At 73.3% G+C, this 16,295-nt stretch carries 15 protein-coding genes; 13 read left to right on the top strand and 2 right to left on the bottom strand.

Annotated features, from left to right (window positions below; translation table 11 throughout):
• Window positions 1–16 precede the first annotated feature (16 nt).
• Genes ACW62_RS22640 through ACW62_RS22600 form a run of 9 tightly spaced genes read left to right on the top strand, consistent with a single transcriptional unit; the run spans window position 17 to window position 8,556 of the window.
• Complete coding sequence (locus ACW62_RS22640) at window positions 17–688, top strand: GntR family transcriptional regulator (RefSeq protein ID WP_083460053.1); 672 nt, start codon at window positions 17–19, stop codon at window positions 686–688.
• Window positions 685–2,331 carry a thiamine pyrophosphate-dependent enzyme gene (locus ACW62_RS22635; protein ID WP_053206382.1) on the top strand — a complete coding sequence of 549 codons (1,647 nt, stop codon included), beginning with the start codon at window positions 685–687 and terminating at the stop codon, window positions 2,329–2,331. The genes ACW62_RS22640 and ACW62_RS22635 overlap by 4 nt, the downstream gene beginning before the upstream one ends.
• Window positions 2,328–3,473: a mandelate racemase/muconate lactonizing enzyme family protein gene (locus ACW62_RS22630; protein WP_053206381.1), complete on the top strand. Its 1,146-nt coding sequence runs from the start codon at window positions 2,328–2,330 to the stop codon at window positions 3,471–3,473. The genes ACW62_RS22635 and ACW62_RS22630 overlap by 4 nt, the downstream gene beginning before the upstream one ends.
• The gene (locus ACW62_RS22625; RefSeq protein ID WP_053206380.1) at window positions 3,470–4,435 is read left to right on the top strand and encodes an NAD-dependent epimerase/dehydratase family protein; all 966 of its coding nucleotides are present in this window, start codon (window positions 3,470–3,472) and stop codon (window positions 4,433–4,435) included. Before ACW62_RS22630 ends, ACW62_RS22625 begins: the two co-directional genes overlap by 4 nt.
• The gene (locus tag ACW62_RS22620) at window positions 4,432–4,911 is read left to right on the top strand and encodes a RidA family protein (protein ID WP_053206379.1); all 480 of its coding nucleotides are present in this window, start codon (window positions 4,432–4,434) and stop codon (window positions 4,909–4,911) included. Before ACW62_RS22625 ends, ACW62_RS22620 begins: the two co-directional genes overlap by 4 nt.
• Complete coding sequence (locus ACW62_RS22615) at window positions 4,908–5,954, top strand: TRAP transporter substrate-binding protein (RefSeq protein WP_053206378.1); 1,047 nt, start codon at window positions 4,908–4,910, stop codon at window positions 5,952–5,954. The genes ACW62_RS22620 and ACW62_RS22615 overlap by 4 nt, the downstream gene beginning before the upstream one ends.
• Window positions 5,951–6,490 carry a TRAP transporter small permease gene (locus ACW62_RS22610; RefSeq protein WP_053206377.1) on the top strand — a complete coding sequence of 180 codons (540 nt, stop codon included), beginning with the start codon at window positions 5,951–5,953 and terminating at the stop codon, window positions 6,488–6,490. Before ACW62_RS22615 ends, ACW62_RS22610 begins: the two co-directional genes overlap by 4 nt.
• The gene (locus ACW62_RS22605; RefSeq protein ID WP_053206376.1) at window positions 6,487–7,263 is read left to right on the top strand and encodes a creatininase family protein; all 777 of its coding nucleotides are present in this window, start codon (window positions 6,487–6,489) and stop codon (window positions 7,261–7,263) included. The genes ACW62_RS22610 and ACW62_RS22605 overlap by 4 nt, the downstream gene beginning before the upstream one ends.
• 3 nt (window positions 7,264–7,266) lie before the next feature.
• The gene (locus ACW62_RS22600; RefSeq protein WP_053206375.1) at window positions 7,267–8,556 is read left to right on the top strand and encodes a TRAP transporter large permease; all 1,290 of its coding nucleotides are present in this window, start codon (window positions 7,267–7,269) and stop codon (window positions 8,554–8,556) included.
• On the opposite strand, the gene ACW62_RS22595 is transcribed toward ACW62_RS22600, so the two are convergent.
• Both ACW62_RS22595 and ACW62_RS22590 read right to left on the bottom strand, forming a co-directional pair.
• Complete coding sequence (locus ACW62_RS22595) at window positions 8,557–10,548, bottom strand: sensor histidine kinase (RefSeq protein WP_053206374.1); 1,992 nt, start codon at window positions 10,546–10,548, stop codon at window positions 8,557–8,559.
• Window positions 10,538–11,242 carry a response regulator transcription factor gene (locus tag ACW62_RS22590; protein ID WP_053206373.1) on the bottom strand — a complete coding sequence of 235 codons (705 nt, stop codon included), beginning with the start codon at window positions 11,240–11,242 and terminating at the stop codon, window positions 10,538–10,540. The genes ACW62_RS22595 and ACW62_RS22590 overlap by 11 nt, the downstream gene beginning before the upstream one ends.
• A 101-nt stretch (window positions 11,243–11,343) precedes the next feature.
• Between ACW62_RS22590 and ACW62_RS22585 the strand changes: the two genes are divergently transcribed.
• The 4 genes from ACW62_RS22585 to ACW62_RS22570 are packed head-to-tail and all read left to right on the top strand — an operon-like array spanning window position 11,344 to window position 15,822.
• Window positions 11,344–12,504: a hypothetical protein gene (locus tag ACW62_RS22585; protein WP_053206372.1), complete on the top strand. Its 1,161-nt coding sequence runs from the start codon at window positions 11,344–11,346 to the stop codon at window positions 12,502–12,504.
• A gap of 29 nt (window positions 12,505–12,533) precedes the next feature.
• Entirely contained in the window at window positions 12,534–13,838 is a 1,305-nt protein-coding gene (locus ACW62_RS22580; RefSeq protein WP_083460052.1) for an RND family efflux transporter, read from the top strand.
• Window positions 13,839–13,855: 17 nt separating this feature from the next.
• Window positions 13,856–14,530, top strand: coding sequence for an ABC transporter ATP-binding protein (locus ACW62_RS22575; protein WP_053206554.1), 675 nt, complete (start codon window positions 13,856–13,858; stop codon window positions 14,528–14,530).
• The gene (locus tag ACW62_RS22570) at window positions 14,527–15,822 is read left to right on the top strand and encodes an ABC transporter permease (RefSeq protein ID WP_083460051.1); all 1,296 of its coding nucleotides are present in this window, start codon (window positions 14,527–14,529) and stop codon (window positions 15,820–15,822) included. Before ACW62_RS22575 ends, ACW62_RS22570 begins: the two co-directional genes overlap by 4 nt.
• The last annotated feature ends 473 nt before the right edge of the window (window positions 15,823–16,295 follow it).

The following is a 16,295-nucleotide window of genomic DNA, read 5'->3' as shown; positions in this document are numbered from 1 at the left end:
AGATTTTATAAAATCCATGATTGGCGGGAAGGTCTCCAGGGATGCGCTCAGCGACCGGGCTTACGAGATGCTCAGGGCGCAGATCATCGATCACCGGCTGGCGCCCGGCCAGCGGCTGACCATGGAGCGGCTGTCCGCGCTGCTCGACGTCAGCCACACGCCGATCCGGGAGGCGTTGAACCGGCTCGTCTCCGAGCGCCTGGTGAGCGTCGAGGCGTACAAGGGCTTCCGCGTCACGGACCTGCTCGACGAGGGCGAGCTGCGGCAGTTGTTCGACGCCCGGGGGGTGATCGAGCAGGGCGCGCTGCGCACGGCCGTCGACCACCTCGACGACGAGACGATCGATGAGCTGCGGCAGATCGTGGAGAAGCTGGACGGCGTCGCGGGGGCGCCGGAGCTGGACATCCAGGCGTTCAACGAGCTCGACGCGCAGTTCCACCGGGCCACCGTCGCCGCGGGCGGGAACATGTTCCTGCTCGACGCGTTCGACGACCTGAAGGTGCACGTGCAGGTCGCCCGCCACTACCAGGGTCGCTCGGTCGGGGAGGCGCGCGAGGCGCAGGCCGAGCACCACGCGATCTTCGCCGCGCTCGTCACCCGGGACGGGCCCGCCCTCCTCCGAGAGGCCGCCGCGCACGTCGAGAACGTCTTCCGCCGCCTGCAGCGGCCCGAGGGGGAGCAGCTGTGACGACGACAGCGGCGGCCGCGACGGTCGACCTCCTGGCCGAGGCTGGGGTGCGGCGGTTCTACACCGTCCCCGGCGAGAGCTTCCTGGAGCTGATCGACGAGGTCGTGCGGCGCCCGGAGCTGGAGCTGATCTCGACGCGGCACGAGTCCGGCGCGGCGTTCATGGCCGAGGCGGAGGGGAAGCTGACGGGGCGCCCGGCGGTCGCGATGGCGACCCGGGCCGTCGGCGCGACGAACCTCGCGATCGGCGTGCACACCGCGCACCAGGACTCGACGCCGATGCTGGTGCTGCTCGGCCAGGTCGAGACCGACCACCTCGGCAAGGAGGCCTTCCAGGAGGTCGACCTGCCGGGGTTCTTCGCCCAGCTGTCGACGTTCGGGGCGACGGTGCAGCGTGCCGACCGCGCCGCCGACGTCGTCGCGCGGGCGTTGGCGATGACGACGTCCGGCCGGCCGGGTCCGGCGGTGGTGGCCTTCCCGTCTGACCTACTCGGACAACCGGGACGGCCGGCCGGACGCCGGGTGCTGGAGCGGCCCCGGCCGCAGCCGGGCCCGGACGAGGTCGCGGCGGCGGCCGGCTTGCTGGAGCGGGCCGCCCGCCCGGTCGCCATCCTCGGCGAGGGCGCGCAGGACGGCCACGAGGTGCTGACGGGGCTGGCCGAGCGGTACGGGCTCGGCGTCTACACGGCGTTCCGCCGCCAGGACACCTTCCCGAACGGCCACCCGCATTACCTCGGCCACCTGACGCTGGGGACGGCGCCCGAGCTGCTCGAGCCGCTGCGCGCGGCCGACGTCGTGCTGGTGCTGGGCAGCCGGCTGGACGAGGTGACGACGCAGACGTACGCGCTGCCGGCCGGCGAGACGAAGGTCATCCAGGTCGACGCCCAGCCGGACACCCTCGGCAGCGTCGTCCCGCTGGAGCTGGGCGTCGTCGCCGACGTGCGCGCCTTCGCCGCCGCCCTGATCGAGCAGGCTGACGGCGACCCGGCGGCCACCCGGGACTGGGGCGACGCCCACGACCGCTACCTCGCGTTCAGCGACCCGGCGGCGCCGCACGACGAGGCCACCGGCGGCGTCCACCCGGCCGACGTCATGGCCGCGCTGCGCCGCGGCTTCGGCGACGACACCGTCGTCACCAGCGACGCGGGCAACTTCTCCGTCTTCGGGCACCGGTACTGGCGGTTCGAGCGGCCGCGCACGCAGCTCGCCCCGATCTCCGGCGCGATGGGCTACGCGGTCCCGGCGGCCATCGGCGCCGCGCTCGCGCAGCGACACAGCACGGTCCTCGCGCTGGCCGGCGACGGCGGCTTCCTCATGACGGGGCAGGAACTGGAGACCGCCGCCCGCTACGGGGTCGAGCCGACCGTCGTCGTCTTCCAGAACCTGCTCTACGGGACCATCGCGATGCACCAGGCCCGGGAGCTGCGCCGCACCGGCGGCGTCGACATCGGCCCGGTCGACCTCGCCGGCTTCGCCCGGTCGCTGGGCGCCGCCGCGCGCACCGTCACCGACACCGGCCAGCTCGACGACGCGCTGGCCGAACTGCGCCGCGAGGCCGGGCCACGGGTCCTCGTGGTCCGCACCGACTCCGACGTGCTGACGCCGGCCGCCCGGCTGTCCGGCCTGATGGGAGCCCGCGCATGACCGTTCCGCAGATCGCTCGCATCGAGGCGGTCGCGGTGCGCGACGTCTTCGCGCCCGACGACGCCTACGGCTCGGCCCGCGGGCTGGTCCAGGCCCGCGCCGCGACGCTGGTGCGGCTGGAGACCACCGACGGCGTGGTCGGCTGGGGCGAGGCGTGGGGCTCGTCGCGCGCCACCGCGGTGCTGATCGACGAGCTGGCCGGCGGGCTGGCGGGCGCGCGGCTGGAGCCGTCGGGCAGCTGGCTGACCCGGCTGTTCAACCAGGGCTACCACCACTCCAGCGGCGGCCACCACATCGCCGCGGCCGGCGCCATCGACATCGCGATGTGGGACGCGCTCGGCCGGACGCTCGGCGTCCCGGTGCACGTGCTGCTCGGCGGCCGCACCCGGGACCGCCTGACGCCGTACGCGTCGGCCGGCTACGTGACCCGCGACAACGACCACGGCCGGTTCGCCGACGGGCTGCGCGCGCTGGCCGCCGACGGCTACACCGGCGTGAAGATCAAGCTCGGCCTCGGCTTCGACAGCGACGTCGCCCGCGCGCGCACCGCCCGCGAGATCCTCGGCCCGGACGCCGCGATCCTGCTCGACTTCAACGGCAACTACACCGCCGACCAGGCACGTCGCTCGATCGACCGGCTGCGCGAGTTCGCGCCCGGCTGGATCGAGGAGCCGGTGTCGCCGGACGACCGCAGCGGCTGGGCGCTGCTGCGCGGCTGCGGCGTCCCGTTGGCCGCCGGCGAGGCGGTGTACACCCGCTACGGGTTCCGTGACCTCATCGCCGAGCGGCTGGTCGACGTCGTGCAGCCGGACGTGTCCAAGTGCGGCGGGCTGGGCGAGGCGCGGGTCATCGCGCACCTGGCGCAGACGTGGAACGTGCGGTTCTCGCCGCACGTGTGGGGCGGCGTCGTCGCGCAGGCCGCGTCGGTGCAGCTGCTCGCCGCCGTCCCGGACTACCCGCACGTCGACCACCCCGCCGAGCCGCTGTGGCTGGAGCACGATCGCGGCCGCAACGCGCTGCGCGACGAGCTGGCGACGCGCCCGTTCACGCTCACCGACGGCGCCGTGGTGGTCCCGGACGGCCCCGGCCTCGGCATCGAGATCGACGAGGACGCCCTCGACCGGCTGCGGGTGGACCGATGACCGGCACCCTGCTCGTCGTCGGCGGCACCGGGTTCATCGGCGCCGCGGTCGCCCGTGCCGCCGTCGCCGCGGGCCGGCGTGTGGTCGTCACCGGCCACGACACGCCCGGCGGCCCGGCGCTGCCGGACCTGCCCGGCGGCGTCGGGCACACCGTCCTCGACGTCACCGACCGCGCCGCCGTCGACGCCGTCCTGGCCACCACCCGGCCGGACGCGATCGTCCACCTCGCCGCGTTCGGCGTCGGCGCGTCGGGCCTGGCCGCCGGCGCCCGGCAGCGTCCGGCGCTGGCCGTCGACGTGAACGTGCGCGGCCTGGCCAACGTCATCGAGTCCGCGTCCGCGCACGGGGTCCGGCGGCTGTGCTGGTCCAGCAGCAGCACCGTCTACGGACCGGCCGCCGGCCGCGGCGCCGTCGGCGAGGACGCCGCGCTGACGCCCGACCTCGTCTACGGCGCCACCAAGGTCGGCGCCGAGCAGCTGGCCCGGGTGCTGGCCACCGACCTCGGCCTGCCCGTCGCGGGACTCCGGCTGCCGCTGGTCTACGGGCCGGGTCGCTGGTACGGCGGCAGCCAGGAGACGCTGGTCCGGTTCCTCGACGACCTCGTCGCCGGACGCCCGGCCCGCATCGAGGCCTGGACCGGGACCGCCGACTGGATCCACGTCGACGACGCCGCGGCCGCCCTGCTGGCCGGTGTCGAGACCGACCCGCCCAGCCCGCTCTACAACGTCGTCGGCCACCGCGGCGGCCTGGCCGAACTGGTCCGGGCCATCGTGGCCGCGAGCACGACCGGCCGCGCCGGCGCCACCGTCGTCGAGATCCCGGACGGCGCACCCGACCTGCCCCTGATGGACGACCGCCGCATCCGCGCCGAACTGGGCTTCTCGCCCCGGTACGGCACCGCCGCCTCCGGTGCGGCGGACTACGCGGCGCGCCTGTCGCCCGACACCGAGGAGGACCTGTGACCGACAGCCCCACCGCCCGACTGCGCGAGCTCGGCCTGGAGCTGCCGCCGGCGGCCACGCCCAGCTTCGACTACGTGCCGGTCACCGAGCACGCGGGCGTCCTGTACGTCAGCGGCCAGCTGCCCAAGGAGAACGGCGAGGTCCGCATCACCGGCCGGCTCGGCGACGACGTCGACCTCGACACCGCCAAGCGGGCCGCCCGCATCTGCGTGTTGCAGGGCCTGGCCTGCGCGGCCGAGCACGTCGGCGGCCTCGACCGGATCGGCCGCGTGCTCCGGGTCACCGGCTTCGTCGCCGGCACTCCCGACTTCCACGACCAGCCGCGCGTCATCGACGGCGCCAGCGAGCTGATCGGCCAGATCTTCGGCGACCGCGGCAGGCACGCCCGGTCCGCCGTCGGCGTGGCGGCCCTGCCGCGCCGCTCACCCGTCGAGATCGAGTTCATCCTCGCCGTCACCTCGGGAGGCACCGCATGACCCGCATGAAGACGCGCACCACCCTCATCGCCGCCCTCTGCGTCGCCGCCGCGTCCGGCTGCGGCTTCGTCACCGGCGATGACGGCGGCAGCGGCGGCGACGCCGCGGAGTGCACCGACCAGGAGCTGCGGCTGGCCACGATCCGGGCCGAGTCCGACCCGGCCACGCTGGCCGCGGAGAAGTTCGCCGAGCTGGTCGACGAGGGCACCGACGGCCGGCTGACCGTCCGGGTGTTCCCGAACAGCCAGATCGGCGGCGTCAACGACATCTTCGCCGGGCTCAGCGCCGGCCAGGAGGTCGACCTGTTCTACGAGGGCATCAGCATCTACCCGACGCTGGAGGGCGCCTCGGCGTTCACCATCACCAGCGTCCCGTTCCTGTGGGACAGCTACGACCAGCTGCTCGGGGTGCTGCGCACCGACCGGTTCGGCGAGCTGCTGGACGAGGCGGCCGAGGCCACCGGCGTCCGCGTCGTCGCGATCGAGGGCGACGCGGAGCCGCGGGCGCTGTCCGCGAACCGGCCGATCGAGACGCCGGCGGACATGGAGGGCCTGAAGCTGCGCATCGCCGAGGCGCCGATGCCGCAGGCGTTCGCCCGGGCGCTCGGCGCCGAGCCGCAGGTCGTCCCGCTGGCCGACCTGTACCTGGCGCTGCGCCAGGGCGTCGTCGACGCGCAGGAGAACGGCTCCATCACCATCGTCAACCAGAGCCTCGACGAGGTGCAGGACTACTACATGCCGACGGACTACATCCGCGACGCGCGGTCCTGGTACGTGTCCGACGAGTGGTGGCAGGGCCTGTGCCAGGACGACAAGGACGTCGTCGTCGACGCCGCGCACGAGGCCGGCGAGCTGGACACCGCCGAGGTGCAGAAGCAGATGGACGAGGCGATGGCCTCGCTCGAGCAGTCGCTCACCGTCGTCCAGCCCGACGTCGAGGCGTTCCGCGCCGCGGTCGCGGAGACGTTCCGCCAGTTCGACGGCGACCTGTGGCCCGAAGGCCTGCTGGACGAGGTGGCCGAGCTGAAGGAGCAGGCGCCGTGACCCCCGCCGCCGGCCCGCGCGCGACCGGGGGCCGACTCGCCGCCGTCGCCACCGGCCTCGGCCGGGCGACAGCGTGGGCCGGCGGGCTCGCCTTCTTCGCGATCTTCGTCGTGAACCTGGCCCAGATGGTGGCCCGCCAGGTCGGGCACGGCTGGCTGTGGGTGACCGACCTGAGCCAGCTGCTGCTGCTCTGGACCGTCATGCTCGGATCGGTCGCGGCATACTGCTTCGCCGAGCACATCACGACCGGCTGGCTGGACTCCAAGCTCACCGGCCGGCCGCTGCGGGTGCTGCTGGTCGTGCTGCGGGTGGCCGAGATCGGCTTCTTCGCGATCGTCACCGCCGCCGGCCTGTCCGTCGCGCAGGCCCGTGACCACATCCCGTACGTCCAGCTCGGTGTGCCCACGTCGTGGGCCTACGCCGCCATCCCGGTGGCCGGCGTGCTGCTGCTCGTCGCCGCCGTGACGATGCCGCTGCGCGCGCACGGCTTCCCGCCGCCGGTGCCCGAGTCCGACCTGGAGAGGAGCCCGGCATGACCCGGCTCAGCGACCTGACCACCACCGAGTTCGCGGCGCTCGCGGCGGAGGCGAAGGTGGCCCTGATCCCGGTGGGCGCCACCGAGCAGCACGGCCCCAACCTGGGCATGGGCATCGACTGGCGGGTCGCCGCGGAGATCGCCGGCCGCGTCGCCGCCGAGGTGGCGCCGCTGGCCGTCGTCACGCCGGCACTGCCGTTCGGGCTGTCCGCGCACCACCTGTCGTTCCCGGGCACGCTGAGCATCGGTGCCGACGCGTTCCGTGCGGTGCTCACCGACGTCGTGCTGAGCCTGCGTGCGCACGGCCTGCGCAAGGTCGTGTTCGTCAACGGGCACCGCGGCAACGAGAACGTGCTCGGCGTCCTGACGACGGAGCTGACCTACGAGCACGGCGTCGAGGCCGCGTCGGCGTTCTGGATGACGCAGGCCGCGGACGCCGTCGCCGCGCACCGTCAGACCGCCCGCTGGGGGCACGCCTGTGAGGTGGAGACCAGCGTCGCGCTGGCCGTGACGGCGGACCTGGTCCGCCCGGAGGCGCTGGAGGCCGGCGACCACGTCGACGACTACGGCGCCTACGAGGACAACTACGAGCCGTTCGCCGTGACCGTCCCGCGCTCGTTCGCGTCGCGCACCCGCAACGGCGTGTTCGGCGACGCCCGCCTGGCCAGCCGCGAAGCGGGCGAGGAGATCGTCGCGGCGGCAGTGCGCCGGACGGCGGAGTTCGTCCGCGCGTTCGCGGCCCGGCCCTCCCGGCTCGCGGCGGACGGGGACTGAGCCATGGAGACCGTCGTCCTCTTCCTCACCCTGTTCGCCTGCATGGGGCTGGGCCTCTCGGTCTGGGTCTCGATGGGTGTGGCCGCGCTGGTGACGATCGGCGCGCTCGGTCTCGGTGACGCGACCAGCCTGCCGACGGCGATGGCCAAGGGCATCGGCAACTTCGAGCTGCTGGCGATCCCGTTCTTCATCCTCACCGGCGAGCTGCTGAACCGCACCGGCATGACCGAGCGGATCCTCCGGCTGATGATGTACTTCCTCGGCCGGTACCGCGGCGGCCTCGCGTACGCGTCGGTGGGCGTCAACGTCGCGGTGTCGGGTGTGTCCGGCAGCGCGCCGGCCGACGCGTCCGCCGTCTCGTCGGTGATGCTGCCAGCGATGAAGAAGGAGGGCTACCGGCCCGAGTTCGCCGCCGCGGTGAACGCCAGCGCCGCCGTCATCGGCCCGATCGCGCCGCCGAGCATCCCGATGATCTTCGTCGCGCTGGTGACGAACCTGTCCGTCGGCAAGCTGTTCCTCGGCGGTGTCGTGCCGGCGCTGCTGCTGGCCGGCTCGATGGTGCTGCTGATCATGTGGAACGCCCGCCGCGGGCTGCTGCCGCAGACCGAGCGGGTGCCCCGCCGGGCCGCCGACCTGGGGCCGCTGACGCTGGCCGCGCTGCCTGCGCTCGGCGCCCCGGTGTTGCTGATCGGCGGCATCCTCACCGGCTTCGCGACCATCACCGAGTTGTCGATCCTGGCCGCCGCGTACGTGCTCTTCCTCGGCCTGGTGGTCTACCGGACGCTGACGCCGCGCGACCTGCTGCCGCTGTTCCGCGACGGCGCGGTGTTCAGCGCGACGATCATGATCCTGTTCGCGGTGGTCGGCGCGTTCTCGTACGTGCTGACGGTGGGCGACCTCGCGACCGGGCTGTCGTCGATGGTCGAGGACCTGAACGTGGGCCCGGTGGCGTTCATCCTGCTGGCGATGGTCTTCTTCCTCATCGTCGGGATGCCGATGGACGCGGTGCCGGCGATCCTGATCTTCCTGCCGATCCTGCTGCCGGTGGCGACCGAGCTGGGCATCGACCCGATCCACTTCGGCGTGATCGTCGTCGTCAACCTCATGCTCGGCCTGCTCACGTGGCCGGTCGGCGCGCTGCTCTACGTGCTCACCAAGATGAGCGGGGTGTCGTTCGGGAAGCTCAGCGTGGCCGTGCTGCCGTTCCTGGCCGTGATGATCGGCGTGCTGTTGCTGCTGGCGCTGGTCCCCGGCCTGGTCACCTGGCTGCCGGAGGTCGCCTTCGGCGGCTGATCACGCGGCCGGGACGGGCGCGCGCACCGGCAGCCTGATGGTGAACGTCGACCCCGCGCCGACCATGCTCGACACCTTCACGGAGCCGTCGTGCGCCTCGACCAGGTGCTTGGTGATGGCCAGGCCCAGGCCGCTGCCGCCGGTGGCGCGGGTGCGGGAGGTGTCGGTGCGGTAGAAGCGGTCGAACAGGTGCTCCAGGTGCTCGGGCGCGATGCCGGGACCGTCGTCGCGCACGGCCAGCACCACCTCGTCGGACGCGAGGTCGTGCGACACCCGCACCAGCACGGTGCTGCCGGTGCCGGAGTACTGGACGGCGTTGGCCACCAGGTTGCCCAGCGCCTGGCGCAGCCGCACCGGGTCGGCGTCGGCCACGACCGACGGCGGAGCGGCCACCACCAGCTCCACCTGCGACGTCGACGCCGACGGCTGGTGCGCGGCGACCACCTGGCGGGCGAGGTCGGCGACGTCGGTGTCCTCGCGGTGCACGCGGAGCATGCCGGCGTCGGCGAGCGCGAGGTCCTGCAGGTCGTCGATCAGCCGCTGCAGCAGCGTCGACTCCTCCAGCAGCGACGACACCAGCTGCGCGTCCATGGCGACGACGCCGTCCTCGGCCGCCTCGAGGTAGCCGCGGACGTTGGCCAGCGGCGTGCGCAGCTCGTGTGCGATGTCGCTGACCATCGCCTTGCGCTGCCGGTCGTTCTCCTCGATCGACGACGCCATGGCGTTGAACGCGTGCCCCAGCCGGGCCACCTCGTCGGTGCCCGTGACCTCGACGCGGGTGCCGCGTCCGCCGGAGGCCAGCCGCTGGGCCGCTTCGGTGAGGGTGCGGATCGGGTGCGACAGCCGCCGGCCGGCGAAGACGGTGATGCCGGTGGCGGCCGCGAGCACGCCGAGGCCGGTCAGCACCGTCCGCACCCACCCGTCGCCGGAGAACGCGTCGAACCGGTCGGTCGAGCCGATGTACAGCAGTGCGGCGTCGGCGAGGAACGGCTGCATCGCCTGGTCACCGGCCGTGAGGGAGCAGCCGTACAACCGGTCGAGCTGGCTCGGGTCGTTGGAGTCGACGGAGACCTGGAGCAGCCCGTTGTCGGCGGCGACCGTGGGCCCGGCCTCGACGCCGGCCTCGGCGAGGCACTGCTCGGTCAGCCGCACCTGTTCGCTGTTCAGCGCCTTGCTGGCGGCGCTGGCCTGGGACAGCTCGCGCGGCACGCAGCCGCGGACGGAGTCGTCGACCTCGGTGGTCTCGATGGGCTCGTCCAGGACGCTGGTGAGCTGGTCGGCCGTCGCGTACAGGATCGTCCCGTCCGGACCGACGAACAACTCCTCGTTGCCGAGGCTCTTCAGGCAGGCGTTGGCGTCGGCGACCAGTCGCTCGCGGGCCGCGGCCTCCTCCTTGGTCAGCCGCCAGTCCGGCGGCGTCGACAGCAGGCCGCCCACGTTGACGATGCTCACGTCGGTGCCGGTGGTGAGGCTGAGCGTCGCCTCCATCGGGGCCGCGTCGCCGCTGGGGTACGGAGACGCGGTGTGCGCCGGCGCGTCCTCCGTCGCCATGCCGCCGGCGGACCAGCTGTCGGCGGACCAGCCGTCGATGAGCGGCATGGACGACGCCATCGAGAAGTCGCCGGACATGACCGCCATCGGCGCCATCGCGTCGATCTCGGCGGTCGGCGTCGACGGCAGCGGCGGCGCGTCTCCGCCGGAGCCGGCGGAGTCGGCCAGCACCCGCCCGTCGGCGCCGGTCAGCGCGACCCTGCTGCCCGAGGTCTCCGCGAGCTCGCCGACCAGGTCGCCGACGCCGTCCCACGAGTCGTTGTTCTGCGCGTAGGCGATGAGGTTCGTGTAGACGTAGGAGTCGGCCTCGAGGGTGCGCGCGAACTCGCCGCGCAGCCGCTGGCTGGTGCTCTGAGTGGTGAGCCAGGCGGTGGCGGTGATGGAGATGACCGCCACCCCGAGCGACAGCACGAGCAGGCGGACGAACAGGCTACGACGCATCGCGCACTCCTGGTTGATCGGCCATCTTGTAGCCGACGCCGTACACCGTCAGCAGGAACGCCGGCGCCGCCGGATCGGCCTCGAGCTTGCGCCGCAGGTTCATGACGTGCACGTCGACGGTGCGGTCCAGCGCGTAGTGGTCGAAGCCGAACGCCTGCTCCAGCAGCTTCTGCCGCGGGAACACCCGCCCGGGCTCCGCGGCCAGGCAGGCCAGGATCTTGAACTCGGCCGGCGTCACCTCGATCTCGCGGCCGTCGACGAACACCTGGTGCCGCGCGGTGTCGACCACGAGGTCGCCGATGCGCAGCCGTGAGTCGGCGGTCCGGTGCCGGTCGGCCCGGCGCAGGATGGTGCGGACCCGGGCGACCAGCTCACGGGGGCTGTACGGCTTGGTGAGGTAGTCGTCGGCGCCGAGGTCGAGGCCGAGCAGCAGGTCGTCCTCGGTGGACCGCGCGGTCAGCATGATGATCGGGGTGTCCGACTCGGTGCGCAGGATGCGGCAGACGTCGAGACCGTCGACCCGCGGCATCATCACGTCGAGCACCAGCAGGTCCGGCTGCCGCCGCCGGGCCTCGTCCAGCGCGGCGCGGCCGTCGTGGGTGATGACGACGGAGTGGCCCTCGCGTTCGAGGTAGCGGCGGACGAGCTCGGCCTGTTTGACATCGTCCTCGGCCACGAGGATCCGGGCTCCCATGACATTCGAGTGTGGCAGGAAGCTGTCAGGAACCTGTGAAGAGCATGGATCTGACGGCTCCTTCACAGGTTCTTCACCGCGCTGATCGCACCCTTTCTGGCATGACGAATTGGCGAGCACAGGCCCGGCTGCTGGCGTACGCCTGCGTGGCCGGCCTGGTCCTGACCGGCTGCGGCGACGACGGCGGCGGGCAGAACGACGGCGGCAACGGCGACACGGCGGGTCAGTCCGGCGACGGCGAGGAGCTGAGCCCGCTGGAGCAGTACCTGGGCAAGGACTCCGGCCTCACCGGCGACGGCGCCATGGCCATCTCCTTCTCGGCGGCCGACATGGGCGAGGAGGAGCGCCAGCAGATGCGGCAGGTCGAAGAGCTGGTCGCGACCTGCATGGAGGAGGCCGGCTTCGAGTACATCCCGGTCGACCCCGGCTCCGACGAGGGCAGCGACGACCCGTTCGCCGACGCCTACGCCCTGCCGCCGGACGAGTTCGCCCGAAAGTACGGCTACGGCATGACCACGCTCATGGACACGGGCACGGCGCCCGAGACGGAGGACGCCGATCCGAACGCGGCGATCCGCGACGGCCTGTCCGAGACGGCGCTGGACGCGTACAACCGCGCGCTGTTCGGCGAGGCCGTGGAGATGAGCGGCGACGGCGGCGCCGTCGCCATCGCGCCGGGCGAGGAAGGCGAGTTGGCGGCGCCGGAGGACCAGGGCTGCTACGGCACGGCCAGCGCGGAGGTCTACGGCGACGACGGCGGCCTCATGGGCGGCATGGACATGAGCGAGTTCGACGGGCTGTTCGAGGACCTGGAGGCGTTGCGTCAGCGCGTCGCCAGCGACCCGCGCATGGTCGAGGCGACCGAGGCGTGGGCGGCGTGCATGGCGGAGGCCGGCTACAGCGAGTTCGACACCACGGGCCAGCCCGAAGAGACGGTCATGAACCGGATGACCGAGCTCTACGGCTGGGACGAGGAATCCCCGACCGAGGCCCCGAGCGACGAGGACGTGGACGACCCGGGCGTCACCGTCGGCGGCGGCGAGGCCGATGTCGACGAGGCGGCGCTGGCCGAGCTGCAGGAGTACGAGATCGCGGTCGCGACCGCCGACTACGACTGCGGGCAGCAGGAGTACGCCGAGGTTCAGAAGGACGTCGCGTGGGGCTTCGAGGAGGAGTTCGTCGACCAGCACGAAGCCGAGCTGGAGCGCTATCGCGACGCGATGGCGGAGGGCCCGGCGGGTAGCGCCGGTGGCGTCGGGTGAGCCGAGCACGCAGCCGGACCCTGCTCGTCGTGGGCGGTACTGCCGTCATCGCCCTCGGTGCCGGCATCTTCGCCGGCACCCGCATCACCTCGCCCGCCGACGCCATCGCGCGGACGGCCGCGCCCGAGGCGTCCGAGGTCACGGTGCCGGTTGAGGCCCGCACGCTGAACAGCGAGGTCGTGACCCGTGGCGACGTGTCCGCGGCCGGCGCCGTCGACGTCAAGCCGGAGACCGGCGGGCTGGAGACGCCGCCGATCGTCACCGGCCAGGTGCCAGAGGTCGGCGCCGAGATCGCCGAGGGCGCCGCGCTGCTGGAGATCGTCGGCCGGCCGCTGATCGCGCTGGCCGGCGAGCTGCCCATGTACCGGTCGCTGCGGCCGGGCATGAGCGGCCCGGACGTCGCACAGCTGGAGATCACGCTGGACCGCCTCGGGCTGGACCCGGGCGAGGTCGACGACGAGTACACGCTGTCGACCGGCAACGCCGTGGCCGACCTGTTCGAACGCATCGGCTACGAGGCGCCGGAGCCGGACCCGGGGGCCGAGGCCGAGCTCGACGCGGCCAACGACGCCGTCGACGCCGCCGAGGACGCGGTCGAGGACGCCGACGACGCGCTCGACGAGTCCGCGCCCGGGCCGGACGGAGCGCCGGTCGACACCGACCCGCTGAAGGACGCGCTCGACGACGCCCGCGAGCAGCTCGCCGACGCCCGGACCGCCCGCGACGAGGCCGCGGCCGCCGCCGGCACGCCGCTGCCGGCGTCCGAAGTGGTGTTCGTGCCCAGCCTGCCGCGCCGGGTCGACGAGGTGCACGTGCGCCGCGGCGGCCAGATCGACGGCGCTGCCATGTCCGTCAGCGGCGCCTCCCTGGTCGTGACGGCCAACGTCGACAAGTCCGACTTCGAGCTGCTCGCCGTCGACCAGCCCGTCTCCGTCGAGCTGCCGACCGGTGAGCAGGTGCCCGGCACGATCACCGCCATCGCCGAGGCCGAGGGCGAGGGCGCCTCCGGCTGGAACGTCACCGTCACGCCGGGAGAGCTGACGCCGGAGCAGGCCGAGGCGCTGCGCGGGCAGAACGTGCGCATCACGGTGCCGATCGAGAGCACCGAGGGCGACGTGCTCGCCGTCCCGCTGGCGGCGCTGACCGCCGGGCCGGGTGGCGAGTCGCGGGTCGAGGTCATGCGCGACGGCGTCCCCGAACTGGTCGAGGTCGAGGTCGGCCTGACCGCCCAGGGCTACGCCGAGGTCACCGCCGTCGACGGCACGCTCGCCGCGGGCGACCTGGTGGTCGTCGGCGACGGCACCGACGGCACCGACGGCGGGGACGACGAGTGACGCCGCCGGTCGTCGAGATGAGCGGGGTCGGCCGGGTGTTCCCCGGCCCGCCGCGCGTCGAGGCCGTCCGCGACGTCGACCTGTCCGTCGCGCAGGGCGAGTACCTGTCGATCATCGGGCCGTCCGGGTCGGGCAAGTCGACGCTGCTGAACCTGCTCGGCCTGCTGGACCGGCCGTCGCACGGCGTCTACCGGCTCGACGGCGTCGACGTCAGCACGCTGTCCGAGCGGCGCCGCACCCGCGTGCGCGGCGAGCGCATCGGGTTCGTCTTCCAGGCGTTCCACCTGCTGCCGCACCGCAGCGTGCTGGAGAACGTCGAGCTGGCGATGATCTACCAGTGGGTGCCGCGCAAGGAGCGGACGGCGCGCGCCACGGCCACGCTGGAGCGGGTCGGGCTCGGGCACCGGCTCGACTTCGACCCGATCACGCTGTCCGGCGGCGAGCGGCAGCGGGTGGCCATCGCCCGCGCGCTGGTCGCGCAGCCCAGCCTGCTGCTGGCCGACGAGCCGACCGGCAACCTCGACTCCGGCAACGCGGCGTCGGTGCTGGACCTGTTCGACGAACTGCACGGCGAGGGCCTCACGCTCGCCGTCATCACCCACGACGACGGCGTCAGCGCGCGGGCCCAGCGGCGGGTCCGCATCGTCGACGGCGTGATGTCCGACGTCGTGCCGGCCGGGGTGGTCGCATGAGGCGGCCCCGGTTCCGGCTGCGGTTGCCGCGCCCGCGCCTGCCAGGGCTGCGGCGGCGGCGAGCGGGCGGACGGCAGCGGCTGACCGGCCGTGGCCGCCGGATACGGGTGGGCGACCTGTTCGGCGAGGCGCTCGCCGGGGTGGCCGCCCGGCCGTCACGGCTGGCACTGACCACGCTGGGCACGGTGCTCGGCATCGCGGCGATGGTGGCGACGATCGGGCTCGGGCAGACCGCGGCCGGTCAGATCACCGACCGGTTCGACGCCGTCGCGGCCACCCGGGTCACCGTCGCGGCGGGGGAGACCGAGGGCCCCGACGGCGAGGTCGCGCTCACCCAGCTGCCGTGGGACGCGCCGGAGCGGATGAAGCGGCTGGCCGGCGTCGCGTCGGCGGGCATCTTCGGCGCCGTCGACGTCGGCGGCGATTCCGTGCGCGGTGTGCCGTACGGCACGCAGGAGCAGACGGTGCCGGTGGGGGCGGCGTCGGCCGGGCTGTTCGAGGCGCTCGGCGCCCGGCTGGCCGGCGGCCGGTTCTTCGACGAGGGGCACGACGCGCGCGGCGACGCCGTCGTCGTCCTCGGCCGGTACGCCGCCGAGCGCCTGGGCATCAACCGGGTCGACTCGCAGCCGTCGATCTTCATCGGTGACCGCGCGTTCACCGTCATCGGGATCCTGGACGCGGTCGACTACCGCACCGAACTGCAGGACTCCGTGATCATGCCGATGACGACCGCGCGCGAGCTGTACGGGCTGGCGGCGCCCGAGGCGCTGGAGGTCCGGACGGACGTCGGCGCGGCTCAGCTGATCGGCCGGCAGGCGCCGATCGCCGTCGACCCGAACAACCCCGACCTGCTGGACGTCAACGCGCCGCCCCCGCCCGGTTCCATGCGCGACAACGTGTCAGCCGACGTCAACGGGCTGTTCCTGGCGCTCGGCGGGCTGGCGCTGCTGGTCGGCGGGCTGGGCATCGCGAACGTCACGCTGCTGTCGGTGATGGAGCGGGTGTCCGAGATCGGGTTGCGGCGCTCGATCGGGGCCGGGCGGTCGCACGTCGCCGGGCAGTTCCTGATCGAGAGCGGCATCGTCGGGCTGCTCGGCGGGCTGGTCGGGTCCACCGTCGGGGTGCTCGCGACGGTCGGGGTGTCGGTGGTGCGCGACTGGACGCCCCTGCTGGACGTCCGGCTGGCGCTGGTGGCGCCGCTGCTCGGCGGGCTGATCGGGCTGGTCGCAGGTGCCTACCCGGCCTGGCGGGCCGCCGCCGTCGAGCCGATCGCCGCGTTGCGCAGCGGCTAGTCCGCTTGGTCTCCGAAACTCCGACGCTTGAGCCGAGTTTGAACGGGCGTCGGGTGGCTGGTCCCGCTCCACATTGCAGACGGAGTGTCTGACCAGCCACGTTGGGTGGCGTGGCACGGCCCGGCGCAACGGTGTGGGATCTCGGCCGCGACGACTGTGCGCCCTGGCGCGTCACTGGGTGGGATCACTGTGTTTGCCGGGTGGCGTCGCTGTTGCCAGGGCAACAGTGATCCACCCCATCCGGCGCAGCGAAGCCACACAGTGGTCCGAGGCGAACCTCGTTGGATGAGTGAGTCCTATAGATGACCTGCCCGGACACTCTCAGGGTCATCCAAGTTTTGTGGCGTGATAGCACCCCGGAACTTGGATGATCATGGATCGGTGGGCGAGGACGTCGCTGGCCCCCGTCGTCGGACTCACTCATCCAGCGAGGCTGGCCTCGGACCGCCGAGTCTGGGGCTGGGCAAACCTGC

This window comes from Jiangella muralis (assembly GCF_001270745.1).
GTDB classification, from domain to species: Bacteria; Actinomycetota; Actinomycetes; order Jiangellales; family Jiangellaceae; genus Jiangella; species Jiangella muralis.
Note: the sequence above shows the minus strand (reverse complement) of the source record. Positions and strands in the feature narration are given on the sequence as shown.

Excerpts from the sequence above, each read along its gene's own strand:
- ACW62_RS22640 (WP_083460053.1), top strand. The coding sequence starts at position 17 with ATGATTGGCGGGAAGGTCTCCAGGGATGCGCTCAGCGACCGGGCTTAC.
- ACW62_RS22630 (WP_053206381.1), top strand. The coding sequence starts at position 2,328 with ATGACCGTTCCGCAGATCGCTCGCATCGAGGCGGTCGCGGTGCGCGAC.
- ACW62_RS22625 (WP_053206380.1), top strand. The coding sequence starts at position 3,470 with ATGACCGGCACCCTGCTCGTCGTCGGCGGCACCGGGTTCATCGGCGCC.
- ACW62_RS22615 (WP_053206378.1), top strand. The coding sequence starts at position 4,908 with ATGACCCGCATGAAGACGCGCACCACCCTCATCGCCGCCCTCTGCGTC.
- ACW62_RS22605 (WP_053206376.1), top strand. The coding sequence starts at position 6,487 with ATGACCCGGCTCAGCGACCTGACCACCACCGAGTTCGCGGCGCTCGCG.
- ACW62_RS22600 (WP_053206375.1), top strand. The coding sequence starts at position 7,267 with ATGGAGACCGTCGTCCTCTTCCTCACCCTGTTCGCCTGCATGGGGCTG.
- ACW62_RS22595 (WP_053206374.1), bottom strand. The coding sequence starts at position 10,548 with ATGCGTCGTAGCCTGTTCGTCCGCCTGCTCGTGCTGTCGCTCGGGGTG.
- ACW62_RS22590 (WP_053206373.1), bottom strand. The coding sequence starts at position 11,242 with ATGGGAGCCCGGATCCTCGTGGCCGAGGACGATGTCAAACAGGCCGAG.
- ACW62_RS22585 (WP_053206372.1), top strand. The coding sequence starts at position 11,344 with ATGACGAATTGGCGAGCACAGGCCCGGCTGCTGGCGTACGCCTGCGTG.
- ACW62_RS22575 (WP_053206554.1), top strand. The coding sequence starts at position 13,856 with ATGAGCGGGGTCGGCCGGGTGTTCCCCGGCCCGCCGCGCGTCGAGGCC.
- ACW62_RS22570 (WP_083460051.1), top strand. The coding sequence starts at position 14,527 with ATGAGGCGGCCCCGGTTCCGGCTGCGGTTGCCGCGCCCGCGCCTGCCA.